Source organism: Enterobacter sp. BNK-29 (assembly GCF_048684785.1).
GTDB classification, from domain to species: Bacteria; Pseudomonadota; Gammaproteobacteria; order Enterobacterales; family Enterobacteriaceae; genus Enterobacter; species Enterobacter cloacae_M.
This window is the reverse complement of sequence record NZ_JBLQTU010000001.1, coordinates 52,434-68,554: the sequence shown is the minus strand read 5'-3', so window position 1 is coordinate 68,554 and position 16,121 is coordinate 52,434. Positions and strand designations below refer to the sequence as shown.

The 16,121-nt window shown below is 54.1% G+C and carries 14 protein-coding genes; 4 read left to right on the top strand and 10 right to left on the bottom strand.

Features of this window, described 5'->3' with window-relative positions; translation table 11 throughout:
- Positions 1 to 6 precede the first annotated feature (6 nt).
- From lapB to yciH, 3 genes are all read left to right on the top strand, one after another.
- A complete protein-coding gene (gene lapB / locus ACMGGX_RS00320) occupies positions 7 to 1,176 on the top strand; it encodes a lipopolysaccharide assembly protein LapB (RefSeq protein WP_023312066.1) in 1,170 nt (389 codons plus the stop codon).
- 185 nt (positions 1,177 to 1,361) lie between these two features.
- Positions 1,362 to 2,099, top strand: a complete 738-nt coding sequence (gene pyrF / locus ACMGGX_RS00315; protein WP_181593265.1) for an orotidine-5'-phosphate decarboxylase — start codon at positions 1,362 to 1,364, stop codon at positions 2,097 to 2,099.
- Entirely contained in the window at positions 2,099 to 2,425 is a 327-nt protein-coding gene (gene yciH, locus ACMGGX_RS00310; protein WP_181593264.1) for a stress response translation initiation inhibitor YciH, read from the top strand. The genes pyrF and yciH overlap by 1 nt, the downstream gene beginning before the upstream one ends.
- 105 nt (positions 2,426 to 2,530) lie before the next feature.
- Here yciH and osmB read toward each other — a convergent pair whose 3' ends face one another.
- The 3 genes from osmB to ACMGGX_RS00295 all read right to left on the bottom strand — a co-directional run bounded on the left by osmB (position 2,531) and on the right by ACMGGX_RS00295 (position 3,991).
- Positions 2,531 to 2,749 (bottom strand): osmotically-inducible lipoprotein OsmB, encoded by a 219-nt coding sequence (gene osmB / locus ACMGGX_RS00305; RefSeq protein ID WP_008501216.1) that lies wholly within the window; start codon positions 2,747 to 2,749, stop codon positions 2,531 to 2,533.
- Between the two features lie 263 nt (positions 2,750 to 3,012).
- Positions 3,013 to 3,765, bottom strand: coding sequence for a DNA-binding transcriptional regulator YciT (locus ACMGGX_RS00300; protein WP_023312063.1), 753 nt, complete (start codon positions 3,763 to 3,765; stop codon positions 3,013 to 3,015).
- A 43-nt stretch (positions 3,766 to 3,808) separates the two neighbouring features.
- A complete protein-coding gene (locus ACMGGX_RS00295) occupies positions 3,809 to 3,991 on the bottom strand; it encodes a hypothetical protein (RefSeq protein ID WP_126795667.1) in 183 nt (60 codons plus the stop codon).
- 193 nt (positions 3,992 to 4,184) lie between these two features.
- Here ACMGGX_RS00295 and ACMGGX_RS00290 point away from each other — a divergent pair, with 193 nt between their 5' ends.
- Positions 4,185 to 5,054, top strand: coding sequence for a crotonase/enoyl-CoA hydratase family protein (locus ACMGGX_RS00290; RefSeq protein WP_054829756.1), 870 nt, complete (start codon positions 4,185 to 4,187; stop codon positions 5,052 to 5,054).
- Here ACMGGX_RS00290 and pdeR read toward each other — a convergent pair.
- From pdeR to ACMGGX_RS00255, 7 genes are all read right to left on the bottom strand, one after another.
- On the bottom strand, positions 5,051 to 7,042 hold the full coding sequence (pdeR, locus tag ACMGGX_RS00285; RefSeq protein WP_420297884.1) for a cyclic di-GMP phosphodiesterase: 1,992 nt from the start codon (positions 7,040 to 7,042) through the stop codon (positions 5,051 to 5,053). The two genes, ACMGGX_RS00290 and pdeR, sit on opposite strands and share 4 nt — an antisense overlap.
- A gap of 323 nt (positions 7,043 to 7,365) precedes the next feature.
- A complete protein-coding gene (locus tag ACMGGX_RS00280) occupies positions 7,366 to 9,300 on the bottom strand; it encodes an exoribonuclease II (protein WP_045355886.1) in 1,935 nt (644 codons plus the stop codon).
- 88 nt (positions 9,301 to 9,388) lie between these two features.
- Positions 9,389 to 10,375, bottom strand: coding sequence for a CMD domain-containing protein (locus ACMGGX_RS00275; protein WP_420297883.1), 987 nt, complete (start codon positions 10,373 to 10,375; stop codon positions 9,389 to 9,391).
- Between the two features lie 152 nt (positions 10,376 to 10,527).
- Positions 10,528 to 11,316, bottom strand: a complete 789-nt coding sequence (fabI, locus tag ACMGGX_RS00270; protein ID WP_003856831.1) for an enoyl-ACP reductase FabI — start codon at positions 11,314 to 11,316, stop codon at positions 10,528 to 10,530.
- A 270-nt stretch (positions 11,317 to 11,586) separates the two neighbouring features.
- The gene (locus ACMGGX_RS00265; RefSeq protein ID WP_420297882.1) at positions 11,587 to 14,682 is read right to left on the bottom strand and encodes a multidrug efflux RND transporter permease subunit; all 3,096 of its coding nucleotides are present in this window, start codon (positions 14,680 to 14,682) and stop codon (positions 11,587 to 11,589) included.
- Between the two features lie 4 nt (positions 14,683 to 14,686).
- On the bottom strand, positions 14,687 to 15,595 hold the full coding sequence (locus tag ACMGGX_RS00260) for an ABC transporter six-transmembrane domain-containing protein (protein WP_063441951.1): 909 nt from the start codon (positions 15,593 to 15,595) through the stop codon (positions 14,687 to 14,689).
- 124 nt (positions 15,596 to 15,719) lie between these two features.
- Positions 15,720 to 16,106 (bottom strand): hypothetical protein, encoded by a 387-nt coding sequence (locus ACMGGX_RS00255; RefSeq protein ID WP_045285958.1) that lies wholly within the window; start codon positions 16,104 to 16,106, stop codon positions 15,720 to 15,722.
- Positions 16,107 to 16,121 lie beyond the last annotated feature (15 nt).

The window sequence follows — 16,121 nt, the reverse complement described above, 5'->3', positions numbered from 1 at the left end:
TCGACTATGCTGGAGTTGTTGTTTCTGCTTTTGCCTGTAGCCGCAGCCTATGGCTGGTATATGGGCCGCAGAAGTGCGCAACAAACAAAACAGGATGAGGCCAACCGCCTCTCCCGCGACTACGTTGCGGGGGTGAACTTCCTCCTGAGCAATCAGCAGGACAAAGCGGTAGACCTGTTCCTCGATATGCTTAAAGAGGATACGGGGACGGTTGAAGCGCATCTCACCCTGGGCAACCTGTTCCGCTCGCGCGGCGAGGTCGATCGTGCCATTCGTATTCACCAGACCCTGATGGAAAGCGCCTCGCTGACCTACGATCAACGTCTCCTTGCGGTACAACAGCTGGGGCGGGATTACATGGCCGCAGGGTTGTACGATCGCGCGGAAGATATGTTCGCGCAGCTGGTCGATGAAACAGATTTCCGCATCGGCGCGCTGCAGCAGCTCCTGCAGATTTATCAGGCCACCAGCGACTGGCAGAAAGCCATTGATACTGCTGAACGTCTGGTGAAGCTGGGTAAAGATAAGCAGCGCGTTGAGATCGCCCATTTCTACTGTGAGCTTGCTCTTCAGCAGATGGGCAACGACGACATGGATAAAGCCATGGCGCTGCTGAAGAAAGGCGCCGCCGCGGACCGCAACAGCGCGCGAATCTCCATCATGATGGGGCGCGTCTTTATGGCGAGTGGCGACTACGCCAAAGCCGTTGAAAGTCTGCTGCGGGTTATCGACCAGGATAAAGAGCTGGTCAGTGAAACGCTGGAAATGCTGCAAACCTGCTATCAACAGCTCGACAAGCAGGAAGAGTGGGTAGCTTTTCTGCGTCGCTGCGTGGAAGAAAATACCGGTGCCACCGCTGAACTGATGCTTTCAGACGTCGTTGAGCAGTATGAGGGAAGCGACACCGCGCAGGTTTATATTACGCGTCAGCTGCAGCGCCATCCGACCATGCGGGTGTTCCATAAGCTGATGGATTACCACCTGAACGATGCTGAAGAAGGGCGCGCCAAAGAGAGCCTGATGGTGCTGCGCGACATGGTTGGCGAACAGGTGCGCAGCAAGCCGCGCTATCGCTGCCAGAAGTGCGGTTTTACCGCGTATACGCTCTACTGGCACTGTCCTTCCTGTCGCGCCTGGTCCACCATCAAGCCAATCCGCGGCCTGGATGGGCAGTAATTTTTTAAAACACTCTACTTTAGTTACAACATACTGATCGTTTTTCCCGTGTCCTGAACTCCGTGCGGTTTGTCGGCCTGGCAGGCGCATAAATGGATCCTGTCAATTTGCGGCGTCGGCAGGTAGAATGCTGGCCGTTTATCTGTTCCGCGCCGCTGCGCGCCCATAGACGAAAAGGGCTGGTCATGACGTCTGTTACATCCTCCACTTCCCGCGTAATTACGGATTCTCCTGTTGTTGTTGCGCTTGATTACAATAAGCGTGACGCTGCACTGGCGTTTGTCGACGGCATCGACCCTCGCGACTGCCGTCTGAAAGTTGGCAAAGAGATGTTCACGCTGTTTGGACCGCAAATCGTTCGCGATCTGCAGCAGCGGGGCTTTGAAGTTTTCCTCGACCTGAAATTCCATGATATCCCGAATACCACGGCGCACGCCGTTGCCGCAGCAGCAGAGCTGGGCGTATGGATGGTCAACGTCCATGCATCGGGTGGGGCAAGAATGATGACGGCCGCCCGTGAGGCGCTCCTGCCGTTCGGTAAAGATGCACCGTTGCTGATTGCGGTCACGGTGTTGACCAGTATGGACGAAAACGATCTACGCGACCTTGGCGTGACGTTGTCACCCGCCGAGCATGCCGAACGTCTCGCGCGTCTGACGCAGCATTGCGGCCTGGATGGCGTTGTCTGCTCCGCACAGGAAGCGGTACGTTTCAAATCAGTGCTGGGCCAGGATTTTAAACTGGTTACGCCGGGTATCCGTCCTGCAGGCAGCGAAGTGGGCGATCAGCGCCGTATTATGACGCCTGAGCAAGCGCTGGCTGCTGGCGTTGATTACATGGTCATCGGGCGTCCAGTGACGCAGTCTGCCAACCCGGCAGAGACGCTTAAGGCTATCAACGCATCGCTGAAAAAGGGGGCGTAATGACCGATTCCAACAGCCGTCTGGTCTATTCAACCGACAGCGGGCGTATAGACGAGCCGAAAGCGAAAGTAGAACGTCCTACGGGGGACGGCATCGTTCGGATCCAGCGCCAGACCAGTGGACGAAAAGGGAAAGGGGTTTGCCTTATCTCCGGCATTGACCTGGATGATGCTGAACTGGCAAAGCTGGCGGCCGAGTTGAAAAAGAAATGTGGCTGCGGCGGCGCCGTGAAAGACGGCATTATTGAAATCCAGGGAGATAAGCGCGATTTAATAAAATCTCTGCTGGAAGCCAAAGGTATGAAAGTCAAACTGGCAGGCGGTTAAAATAAATGAGCCACGGCAAATGCCGTGGCTCGTGTTATATACGTGCGTATGTCAGACCTGAAATGCGTTCAAATATCGCAATACCGGGGAAGGCTTAGATAATAATTATTTGCCAACCTGGTGACCGATAATACCACCGACAGCAGCGCCACCTAATGTACCCAGCGTACTACCATCCGTTAATACTGCACCACCGAGAGCACCGGCACCGGCACCAATAGCGGTGTTACGGTCACGTTTAGACCAGTTAGAGCACGCGCTCAGGGACATTGCTACAGTGATTGCCAGAACAGCGGCGGCTAATTTTTTGCTGGTTAAGGTCATAATACTTTCTCCTGAATTATCGATTCACGGAAAGATGTACACGTTAAGTATAGACGAATCGAATACTTAATTCTGTTCTCCGTGAAAGCTGGTCGCGCAGGCGTTACGTAATCACGCAGGTGATAGTCACTTCCTGTTATATCGCTAACATTAATTTTACGACTTTAATGCAGGTTAAACAGGTAAAAACTCTTAAAGAAGTACCAGGAATCATCTCAGAGAAAGAAGGGCGTATGCGCCCGAAATTCGGGCGCGGAGGGAACTCAGGCGGTCGTTTTAATAATATTGACGATCAGCCCGTCATCTTCCAGTTTATTACGGTGCGCGTCGCTCAACCGTTCATCGGTAATCACGCGGCTAAAGCGTGAAACGGGGCCCATCGTATAAGGATGAACGGCGCCAAACTTAGAGCTGTCGGTCAGCACAATGGCTTCACACTCTTTTTCCAGCACGGCATTCACCACGTCAGAACGCATCATATCCCGGCCGGTAAAACCAGTCTCCGGCTGCCAGCCGTCAATTCCGATAAAGGCCTTGCTGAAATGAACCTGCTGAACATACTGACGGGTCAGCGGGCCAACCATGCTTTCACTTTTTTTCTGGTAAATACCGCCCAGCAGAATCACCTCGCAGCGCGTCTCTTTGAGCAAATGCGCGATATAGCTGCTGACGGTGATGATGGTAACGTCTTTTTGATCGGCAAGCGTGCGCGCCAGCAGGGCATTACTGCTGCCGTTTTCAATAAAGACGGTCTCGCCGTTGTTCACCAGAGACGCGGCAAATTCCGCCAGTTCACGTTTGAGCGCGTAGTTATTCATCATGCGCGTCTCAACGTCATCACTGTCCAGCGGGACAGCATATCCGTGCGCGCGACGCAGGTAGCTCTGTTTTTCCAGCAGATTAAGATCCTGACGGATAGTAACTTCAGACACGCCGGTGGTTTTAGCGAGATCGACAACGCTTACGCGTCCCTGATCGATGACCATCTGCAAAATGAGTTGTTGTCGGGAATTCATAGCATCCATTTAATAAAGCGAAACGAGGTCGGAGACGGTGGGATTAAACTTCCCACGGCGCTTTTGGCTGTTTGTTTTCAGGCGCGTTGTCAGCACCATTCTGAGCAAGAAGTTCAGACTTCAGGATCTCGAGATTACGGATAGCAGAGTGATAATCGCCCGCCACCAGGATATCCAGCACGGTATCAATTCGTTGTGCTACAGCTTGTGCGTCAATAGTCGACATAATCTCACCCCAGGCGCGAAAAGTTAATATTTTCAATGATGCAGAAAATAGGATCAAAAGAGAAGGGAAAAAATGCAATAACTAAATTACATAAACGTAAGTGATAAATTTATTCCCCCTCATGCAGCAGGCTTAATGAGTGGATTAGTCTAAAACTGCGCGCAAGGCGCTTTTTTATAAGAGGAATTAGACTATGACAGTTATCAATCAGCCTACCTGCACACTGTTTACCGATACTGAACGGTTCACGCAGCTGTCAGGGTATTACGAGGCGGAGCGTCACACGGTCTGGATGATGCTGCGGGCTCAGCCACGTCCTTGCTTTAACCATGCGTTAATAGAGGAGATCATGAACTTTTCATGGCTGGTTCGCCAGTCTGGGTTTGCGGTTGATTTTTGGGTAACCGGATCGCTGGTTCCCGAGATGTACAATGCCGGCGGGGATTTACAGTTCTTCGTCGAGTGCATTCAGAATGGACGTCGGGAAGCGTTACGGGCGTACGCTCGCGCCTGCGTTGATTGCGTCCATGCGGCCTCGCGGGGGTTTGATACGGGAGCCATCACTCTGGCAATGGTCGAAGGCAGTGCGTTAGGGGGCGGGTTTGAGGCCGCTCTGGCACACCATTTCGTCCTGGCTCAGCGCGATGCCCGTTTAGGTTTCCCGGAGATTGCCTTCAACCTGTTTCCGGGTATGGGAGGATATTCCCTGGTTGCACGCCGTGCAGGCATGAAGCTGGCGGAGGAACTCATCTACAAAGGGGAATCCCATACGGCTGAATGGTACGAACAGCACGGGCTGGTGGATGTCCTGTTTGAACCGGGACAAAGCTATGTTTCCACCCGAACCTTCATCGATACGCTGCGGCCAAAACTGAATGGCGTCAGGGCGATGCTGCGCGCCCGTACGCGCGTTCTGCAATTGCCCCGCAGTGAACTGATGGACATCACGGAAGACTGGGTTGATGCCGCTTTCTGCCTGGAGCCGAAAGATATCGCCTACATGGAGCGTCTGGTCACGCTGCAAAACCGCCATCACGCGGCGGGCCTGCGTAAAGCCAGCTAACGTTGATTTCGCGCTTGATATCGTTTTAGCCATCGCTCGAATGCGGCAGCGGGCATCGGCTTAGCAAACAGAAAACCCTGCCGTTCGTTGACGCCGTTCTTGGTCAGAAAGGCGTCTTCTTTTGCATTTTCCACACCCTCGGCAATCACCTGCAGATTTAACGCCTGCGCCACCGCGACGATAGCGCGCACCAGTGACTGGGAAATAGACTGCTTATGAATATCCCTGACGAAAGATTGATCGAGCTTAATGGCGTCGATAGGGAAGCGGGCCAGCTGAGAAAGGGAAGAGTAGCCGGTACCAAAATCATCCAGATGAATTTGCGCCCCGAGTCGGCTGAACTGCTGGATCACGTACAGCGCCAGCTCTTCATTTTCGATAAGACAGCTTTCGGTCAACTCAACGTCGACCGGGCAGTATTCAAAATTCAGATCCTTCAGCGCCTGCTTTAAGTCGCTGAAGATGGTTTGGTCGGCCAGCTGGCGTGCAGACACGTTCACCGCCACGCGCAGGTTTATTCCCTTATCGCGCCATTTTGCCACCTGGCGAACCACATCGAGCATCACCCAGCGGCCCAGCGGCACAATCAACCCCGACTCCTCGGCATAAGAGATAAACTCCAGCGGCGGGATCAGGCCGCGTTCTGGTGATTGCCAGCGGACCAGCGCTTCAAGGCTTCTGACTTCCCCGCGCCAGGTTATTTTCGGCTGATAGTGGATCAGAAGCTGATCGTTATCCAGGGCCTTGCGCAGGTTGGTATCCAGCCAGAGATACTCAAACACGCGCTGGTTCATCTCGGGTGAGAAGACGCAGAACTTGCCCCGGCCGTTCTCTTTGGCAGTGTACATGGCGGTATCGGCGTTACGAATGACGCTTTCCCGGTCGTTCCCGTGCTGCGGGGCGAGGGCGATACCCAGAGAGCAGCCGGTATAAATCTCAATCAGACCGATTCGGAACGGCTGGCGCAGACGGGTTAAAATGCGCGACGCCATCGCTTCCAGAGAGCCCTGAGAGGTATTGGTGGCCATGACGATAAACTCATCGCCGCCAAGTCGCGCCAGCACCTGTTCTTCATCCAGACAGCTCAAAATGGCGAGGGCGACAGCCTGCAACAGCTGATCGCCAAACATATGCCCGTAAGCGTCGTTGACCTTTTTAAAGTTATCCAGATCGAGATACACCACGCCCACCTGCGTGTCGCCGCGGTTGTCGATGGCGTCAGAAATCAGATCGTGGATCGCATTGCGGTTTGGCAAGCCGGTGATGGTATCGGTATTGGCCAGCACGCGCAGCCGCTCCTGAGCGCGGCGCTCCTCGGTAATATCGGTCCCGGAGCAGATGAGGAAAATTTCATTTTTACCGCTGCCGCTGTGAACGAATTTGTTTCTGAACAGAAACAGCCGCTGCCCTTTACGCGTTTTGATCCAGCGTTCGACTTCGTAGGAGCTGCCGTTGCGAAAAAAACCGGTAATATTGCGCTTTGAGGCTGCCGCTTCGCTGCGGCTCATAAACAGCTTAAATACGTTCTGACCAATGACCTCTTGCTCTTTCAGGCCGGTGTACTCTTCGCTAAGCCGGTTAAAACGCTGAATATTGCCGTGCTGATCGAGGATAACAATGACGGAGTTGGCCTCGGAGACAACCTGTTCCGCAAAAGAGAGCCCCTGAGCCAGATCGCGCGCCACGGAGGGCGTATCGTTCCAGGCGGAAGCGGTGCCTGCCCACTCGTTGCGGGTAATTTTACGGCCCACAAGATGAACCGGGACATCCTCCCCGTACAGGGAGAGCGACATGGAAATGCTGGAGGTAATAACGGTTAAATGACGGATGAGATCGGCCTGTTCATCGTCCAGCGCCACGACCTGAGTGACATCGGCATTTTCGCTGGTGGAAAGGTGCAGAGCGTTGCTGTCAGCTGACAGGCGCCACCACGGGCTGTGAGTTCCCATGTAGCGAAACAGCAAATTCTGCTCCAGATCGTCCATCATGTTTTCTCCCGCAGCTGTTCATTAGCGCACAAATTATTCATTTGCTGTCGACTTTTCCGTTGAGAAACAGCGGCAAAACCGAAGTGAACCTGTTGTTTTTCCCTGCTTTCTTATAATAAAACGAGTCAGGTGAAAAAGGATACTGAGCGTATAGAAATTCAGGTAACCGAATATAACAACACTCTTTTACTGTAGATAATTATGGCGATTTTGGGCGAAGGGATACTGAAAATAGTAAGGAAAAATAATGATTTTGTGGCGGGGATAAAAAGAAAAATTGTCGGCCCTTCCGGAAAGGAAATGGCCGACAATTTAACCGGTTATCAGGCGACAGGGCGCGCGATAATACTGCGGGTTTCCATGCGAACTTCGGCGATAGTAACGTCAATCACGTCGGTGACTTTGTAAACTGTTTCACCTTTAATTTGCACGGTACCGTTTTCCTGGCTACAGACCATTTCGTCACGAACCGCGTGCAGGAACGGCGCAGGAATAAACGCGACAGCACCATTATCGACCAGGCGGACGCGCATGCCCCCGCGGCTGATATCAATGATCTCAGCGGCAAAACGGGTATCCGTACCGGCTTTATCCTGCAGGAAGCGTGCGTACAGCCAGTCTCCAACGTCGCGTTCCGCCATGCGGTTCAGGCGGCGACGATCGGCCATCTGCAGCGTGGTGTCCTCCTGAGGACGGGCAATGGTTTCACCTTTGATAATCGCTTTCAGCAGACGGTGGTTGACCATATCGCCATACTTACGGATCGGCGATGTCCAGGTAGCGTAAGCTTCGAGGCCAAGACCAAAGTGCGGGCCAGGTTCGGTGCTGATTTCAGCGAAGGACTGGAAGCGACGAATGCGGCTGTCCAGGAAACCCGACGGCTGAGCGTCCAGTTCGCGGCGAAGCTTGCAGAAGCCCGGCAGCGTCAGCACTTCTTCCGGATCAACGTGCACATCGTGAGTCTTCAGCAGGGCCGCCAGCGCTTCGGTATTCGCCGGATCAAAACCGGTGTGGACGTTGTAAATGCCAAAGCCCAGCTTGTCTCGCAGCACGCGTGCGGCACAGATGTTGGCGGAAATCATCGCCTCTTCAACGATGCGGTTTGCAATGCGTCGCGGTTCGGCCACGATGTCCAGCACTTCGCCTTTCTCGCCCAGAACAAAGCGATAGTCCGGGCGGTCTTTGAACACCAGCGCATGGGTTTTACGCCACTCGCCGCGGTTGAGGCAGATGCGATGCAGCAGACGGATTTGCGCGGCAATGGCGTCTGATTCAGGTTTCCAGCTGCCGGTATTTTCAAGCCAGTCGGACACGTTATCGTAGGCCAGCTTGGCTTTCGATTCGATGGTGGCGGCAAAGAACTCGATATCGTCTTCAATCGCGCCGTCTGCGGCGATAGTCATGCGGCAGGCAAGGACCGGGCGCACTTCATTTGGACGCAGCGAGCAGAGATCGTCTGACAATTCGCGCGGCAGCATCGGAATGTTGAAGCCCGGCAGATAGTTGGTGAACGCACGGATTTTAGCGGCGTCATCCAGCTTGCTGCCTTCGGCAATCCAGGCGGTTGGATCGGCAATGGCGACGGTCAGATGGAGTTTGCCATCGGCGCCTTCTTCAGCGTACAGCGCATCATCCATATCTTCCGTGCTGGCGCTGTCGATAGTGACAAACTCCAGTGCGGTGAGATCGCGGCGCGTCAGACCTTCGTCCTGCATCTCGGTCGCTACGCCGTTCGGTGCTTCTTTTTCAAGATTGTGGCGTGCCAGCGTGACCCACCATGGTACGAAATGGTCGGCGCCAAAGGTGATGAACTGGGTCAGCTCAGCATAAAAACCGCGATCGCCTTTCAGAGGATGACGGCGCATTTCTGCTACGGCCCAGTCACCTTCTTTAAAATCATGCTCAACGCCACGGGCGGCGCGGCAGGGAATGGCATCTTTCAGCAGGGGATGATCCGGCACGATAGCAAGACGATCGTCTTTTCTCTGCACCTTACCCACAAAACGGGTCAGGAACGGTTCGATCAGTTCTTCCGGCTCGGCAGACTCGCGGTCCTTCTCGGTATGAATGACGGCCATGACGCGATCGCCATGCATCACTTTCTTCATCTGCGGTGGCGGAATGAAGTAGCTTTTCTGCGCGTCAACCTCAAGGAAGCCAAAGCCCTTTTCCGTGGCTTTTACGACCCCTTCTGCACGCGGCGTCTGGGAATGCAGTTGCTGTTTAAGCTGCGCTAGCAGCGGGTTGTCCTGAAACATAATGTTCTATTTTCGTAGCCATTGAGCGGCTGACAGTTTTACGCGATTCTCACTGTCTCAGCAAGCGCTCTTTGGGTAATTAGTATGGTTATTCCTCTTTACCAAACGCGACTTTCAAACGATTGAGCCAGCCATCAAACGCGCTCCGGGTAAGCAGCATGATGGCATGTTCGCCGGGGAGTCCTTGATCCGTTAGCGGGGTAAACTGCGCGGCGCTGAAGCGGTCCGGAGAGCGCGTCAGCAGTTCGACCGCCGCCGAAAGTGCGGGGGAAGTCAGCGGGATCGCTTCGCGGGTGTTTAACAGGATTTCTCCGGTCAGGTCGAGCAGCGACGGCTCGTGGCAAAGGACCGGCGTCAGCGCCTCCAGCACGGGTTCTGCCTGCCAGCGGGACAGCGACTCAAGCTGATGCGCACTCGCATAGCGCAGCTCGACGACGGGCAACAGCGGCATCCAGGCGGCGTGGCTCGCGGGCAGCGTGTGCGGCTGAATATGATGACCTGGCAACCAGCGAACGGGGTGTCCTAACAGCGCCTGAAAAACCGCGACCACGCGCGCCTGAAACCCGATAAATCCGATAATCTGGTTAATCACCACAATGTCATATATTGACAGGCCAACCTCATCAAGCTGGTTCTGCGCTTTATCATCAATGACATCAGGGGAGCTGGCGAGCTGGCGGGCATACTGCGTAATTTGCGCCAGACGTCGGTTGCTTTCACGCGAGGAGTCCGGGCCGGGAAGCGGGGCGAGGAGGGCGGCGTAATGGTTACAGAGCCGCTGAACGCCACATGCCTGTGCGACCGTTAGCGCGGTGCTGAGCCGATCGTAGGCGCTGAGCGTATGCAGGCGGTTCACGGGAATTGAGAGCGGAAACAGCTGGTGGCATAAGGCTCTGGCAGGGGTAAGCCAGCCAGAACAGGCGGCGACAATCTCATCAGGCAGGGCTAAATCGAGCAAAAAACGATCGTCGACGTTAGCGGCTTCGGGCACCAGAGGCAGAACATCTGTCTGCGCGTGGTTCGACTGGGTCTCGTGATACCAGTGGCCTTTGCCGGAAAAACGGCGTTGTTCCATGTGCGTTCCTTGATCTCAAAATGGCGATCAATATCCTGGCGTAAGGCAGATAAAGGGAAAAATATTGTTAGGTGATAACAAATAGCAGAACGGAATAACGAAGGGGTGGTGCGGGGGAAAACTCTCTTCCCGGGCGGGAAGAGAGTCACAGCTTATTTAATTTCCAGCTCGTTCATTGCAGCGATGTTGAAGCCGCCGTCAACGTGAACCACTTCGCCGGAGATACCAGCTGAAAGGTCAGAGCACAGGAATGCTGCAGAGTTACCCACATCTTCAATGGTAACGGTACGACGAATCGGGGTAACCGCTTCGCAGTGTGCCAGCATTTTACGGAAATCTTTAATACCGGAAGCTGCCAGGGTGCGGATAGGACCTGCAGAGATGGCGTTAACGCGCACGCCTTCAGGACCCATTGCGTTCGCCATGTAGCGTACGTTGGCTTCCAGAGAGGCTTTCGCCAGGCCCATAACGTTGTAGTTAGGGATAGCACGCTCAGCGCCCAGGTAGGACAGAGTCAGCAGGGCTGCGCCCGGGTTCAGCATCGCGCGGCAGGATTTCGCCATCGCAACGAAGCTGTAGGAGCTGATGTCGTGAGCGATTTTGAAGCCATCACGGGTAACCGCGTTCACGTAGTCGCCGTCCAGCTGGTCGCCAGGAGCGAAGCCAATGGAGTGAACGAAACCGTCGAATTTCGGCCATGCTTTTGCCAGTTCAGCAAACATGCCGTCGATGCTTTCGTCTTGTGCAACGTCACATTCCAGAACGATGCTGGAACCCAGCTGCGCGGCAAACTCTTCAACACGGCCTTTCAGCTTGTCGTTCTGGTAGGTGAACGCCAGCTCAGCGCCTTCGCGATGCATTGCCTGTGCGATGCCGTATGCGATGGACAGTTTGCTGGCAACGCCAGTCACCAGAATGCGCTTACCGGAAAGAAAACCCATAGCTTTAATCCTTATATTCATTGCTAATTTTGCCTTGTAATTCATAGCGTTACAGGCAGTATTTCAAAATCATTCGAAATTAGCTCGAAATTATAGCCCACTCACAGCCCCTTGTGTCACGATATTTCTCGCTGTTCTCCGAAGTCGCCTGCCCCGAAGAATGCGCCGCGGACTCGCGGGGGCTCAAAATTTCAGCATTCGTCCAGTATATCACCCGGCAACAGCTTCGCCTCATCCAACCAGCGAGGAAGCGCGATCCCGCAAGGGTATTCACGCTTTCCTGAGGTTGTCGATGAAGCGCGCGATGACGATAAAGAAAACCGGTACGAAGAAAATGGCGAGAAGCGTACCGCTAATCATGCCGCCAAATACGCCGGTACCGATGGCATGCTGCGTACTGTCGCTCGCCCCATGGGCCAGCATCAACGGAACAACCCCTAAGGTGAAGGCTAACGACGTCATCAGAATAGGGCGCAGGCGCTGGCCGGCGGCATGAATGGTTGCCGCCAGCAGGGGCTGCCCCTGGCGATGGAGCTGCCTCGCAAATTCAACAATCAGAATGGCGTTCTTGGCCGACAGGCCGATAAGCGTAATCAGGCCTACCTTGAAGAAAACGTCATTCGTCATGCCGGCAACGGACACCGCGATCACCGCGCCGATAAGGCCCAGCGGAACGACCAGCATGACCGCAAAAGGAATAGACCAGCTCTCATACAGGGCGGCCAGCACCATAAACACGACCAGTATCGACAGGACGATAAGGCCCGGAAGCTGAGATTCCGATTTTCTCTCCTGCAATGAGCTCCCGGCCCACTCGCCCGCCATGCCCTGAGGTAAATCTCTGGACAAACTCTCCATAACCTTCATTGCGGTGCCGCTGGATTCTCCCGGCGCCGCATTTCCGGTAATGCGAATAGCCGAATATCCCTGATAACGCGTCAACTGCTGCGGCGCAACGTGCCAGGAAAGCGTGGCAAACGTCGATACCGGCACCATCTGCCCCATCCGGTTTTTCACTGATAATGTCAGTATCTGCTCGGGCTGCATTCGGTAGGGCGCATCGGCCTGAATAATCACCTGCTGAACGCGGCCGTTGTTCGTATAGTCATTGACGTAATTTGAGCCCAGGGTGACGGAGAGCGTCTGGTTGATTTCATCAAATGAGACGCCCATTGCTTCCGCCTTTTCTCTGTCCACCTGGAGCGCAAGGCTTGTTCCTTCCGGAAGCCCGTCTATATACACATCACTCAGTTCAGGGCGCTGGTTGGCCTGCAGGACCAGCGCGTCGGCAGCGCGCTTTAACGCCTCGTAGCCCAGTCCCGCTCTGTCCTGCACGTACCAGGTGAAGCCCGACGAGGTGCCCATATCCGAAATGGCCGGCGGGAGCAGGCTCATCGTGACGGCATCAGAGACGTTCGCCATGCTGGCCTGTATCCGGTCGGCTTCCCCCTGGGCCGTCGCACCCTGCCGATCTTTCCAGTCCTTCAGCGTGGTGAAGGCCATAGCCGAGTTTGGTCCTGAACCTGAAAATCCAAAGCCCAGGATCATAATGTTGCTTTCAATATCCGGCCGGGCCGCAATTTCCTCTTCAAATTTTTTAACCACGTTGAGGGTACGCTGCATCGTGGCATCAGAAGGCAGCTGGATTGAGGACATAAAGTAGCCCTGATCTTCATCCGGCAGAAAGGACGACGGTAACGAAGACAATCCCAGAAACAGCGCGGCACAAAGCGCAGCGTACAGAAGCAGCATACGCCCGGTTCGCTTCAGAACGGCACCCAGCCCGGCTTCGTAACAGGCGGTGAGCGAACGAAAGCGCGCGTTAAATCCGACCGCGAACCTTCCGCCTCCGCTCTTTCCTGCCTTATGCGGCTTGAGTAACGTTGCGCACAGGGCAGGCGTCAGCGTCAGGGCAAGAAACGCGGACAGCAGTATGGAGACCGCCATGGAAATACAAAATTGTCGGTAGATAATCCCGACGGATCCTTCCGCAAACCCCATGGGGATAAAGACGGCGGTCAGCACCAGCGTGATGCCAATAATCGCCGGGGTGATTTCCTGCATGGCTTGCCGCGTGGCGTCACGCGGGGACAGGTTTTTTTCCTCCATCAGACGTTCAACGTTTTCTACGACCACAATGGCATCATCAACGATAATCCCTATGGCCAGCACCATGCCGAACATCGTCAGAATATTGATGGAGTAGCCGCTCAACAGCATCACGGTGAAGGTGCCAAGAAGGGCGACGGGAGCAACAATCGCCGGGATAAGCGTACAGCGTATCTTGTGCAGAAACAGCAGCATAACCAGGAAGACCAGGACCATCGCTTCCACAAATGTCTGAACAACCTTCATGATAGAAAGTTTCACAAACGGCGCGGTGTCGAAGGGGATCGTAAACGCCATTCCTTCGGGTAACACCCGGGAAAGTTCGTCGATGCGCGCCCGTACGCCGGAAGCCGTACTCATTGCGTTGGCGCCTGGCGAGAGCTGGATTGCCGCCGCCGTTGCGGGCACGCCATTTTCACGGATACCAAAGGCGTAGCTTTGCAGGCCAGATTCAATCCGCGCAATGTCGGACAGTTTCAGGCGGGCGCCGGATGCATCAGATTTCAGGGTGATATTCCTGAACGCCTCAACCGAGGAGAGTTGTCCCTTCACGGTGATGGGATACGTCACCCCTTGTCCTGCAGAGGCTGGCTCATCTCCCGTTTTGCCGGGCGACACAAGGGCATTTTGCTGGCCAACGGCGGTAAGAACATCGCTCACCGAAAGCCCGTAGCCGTGGAGCTTTATGGGATCCAACCATATGCGCAGCGCTTTTTCGCCGCCAAACAGCTGAACTTTCCCTACGCCGGGCACGCGACGAAGCTCGTCACTGACGTTTCTGGCAAAATAGTCGCTTAAATCGGCTTCCTCAAATTGACCCGTCGCGGACTTCAGCCCCACCATCATTAAAAAGCCAGAGTTAGCGGCCTCGACGTTAATCCCATTTTGCCTTACCGCCTGAGGCAGACGAGGCTCGACAATCTTAATCTGATTCTGCAGATCCATCTGCGCCAGCTTGATGTCCGTGCCCGGTTTAAACGTGACGGTAATCGATGCCGAACCGGTTGTGTCACTGGATGATTCAAAGTAGAGCAAATTATCTACGCCAGAGATTTCGCGCTCGATTAACGATACCACCGACGTGTTCATGATATCGGGGCTGGCCCCCGGGTAACTGACGGAAATAATGATTCCAGGCGGCGCCACCGCCGGATACTGCGCAACCGGCAAACGGGGAATAGACAGGAGTCCTGCCAGAACGATAAAAAGCGCTACTACCCATGCGAAAACGGGGCGTTCAATAAAAAAATGCGGCATTAAATTAACGTCCGGTTACGTGAATTTCATCATCAGTGGATACGCGCTTGCCGATATCCCTGAGCTGCGAAAATTTCTCCAGAAGCTGCGGCGCGTCATCGAGGCTCGTCGCGAACATCCACATGTAGGTCATCACGGAGTAAATATGTCCGGCGGTGATGCCGGTTGAGCGCGTCATCCAGACGATGGTCAGCGTAAAAAGCGCGGCAACGAGCACGCCAACCCATAAATAACCCCACGCTTCGCGGTCAGATAATGCGATACGTAAACGCGCCAGCGTGGAGTAATGTCGGTGAAGCGTGGCCGTGCCCGCCTTATGGACATAATCCACTTCTTTTTCCAGCCGATTATTCAGGCGCATGAACAGCCATTCATTTTTACGGGCATATCCTGAGACAAATCCGAGCAGGATAAATACAATCGCAAAGCACATGACGCCGGCCCAAAATTCAATAAACAGCAACATGATTGCGGCACCAAAAAGTGAGCTCAGCGACGTAATAAGCAGGGGAAGGTGCATTTCAAAGAAATCCACATATTCGCGCGAGAGCGTTACCCTTGCGGCGATCGCCGAATGGTTAAGCTGGTATTTGCGCTGTGCCAGGACGACGGAAACCGCGAGTCCGGCATAAATGCGCGCAAACGTGCGCGTGTCTACGCTCCGTCTGGCCGCACCGATGAACCACATGCAAAGCACCATCAGGCCATACAACGCGGCGTTAAGCGTCTCACCGGCGAGGATGGCATTTATCGCGATGCCAGCCAGAACGGGATAAAGTAAAAACGTCACGTTTTCGGCCACCACCAGGAAAAAAGTGACAACCAGTTTTTTCCGGTGCCGTATCGCGAGTTTTTTTAGCGAGTGCATCACTCCGGCAGGTTCAGAAGAACGAAGATTATTACGGTTCATCATTATGGATAAGTTTTATCAGATGTTTTAGGTGAGTTATTTTTGTGCAAAATAGCGTGAGGGAGAGTCTACCGCGCGCCTGTTTAGCGGAAATGGGCGGTTTGTGGAGGCTGTGTGGAGCAGCGGCTCAAATCATTCTCATAATAAGGTACAGCGGGGCTCCGCCAAAAAAAATGATCAAATAACACTCGTAGTAAAAGATCAGATCCTCGATATCGGGCATCGCGTTTAACAGTACGGTGAACGTAATAATGAGATAGACAAAAATCACCATCAGCCAGAAGGCAACGACGAGCAGCTCGGTCAACGCGCCGGCTTTATTCTGGATTATCAGAGAGACAACTGACAATGCTATGCAGCCATAGATAATGGGTGAAGAGAGCAGCGTCGAGGCGACTTTTTCATCCATTTTGTGTACCAGCATCAGCCAGGTGTAAAGTAATCCCCAGGACAGCAGCAGGAACAGGGAATATATGCCCAGTTTTTTAGGAGAGAAATATTTAGAAAGTTCCATGTTCATTATTTCAGC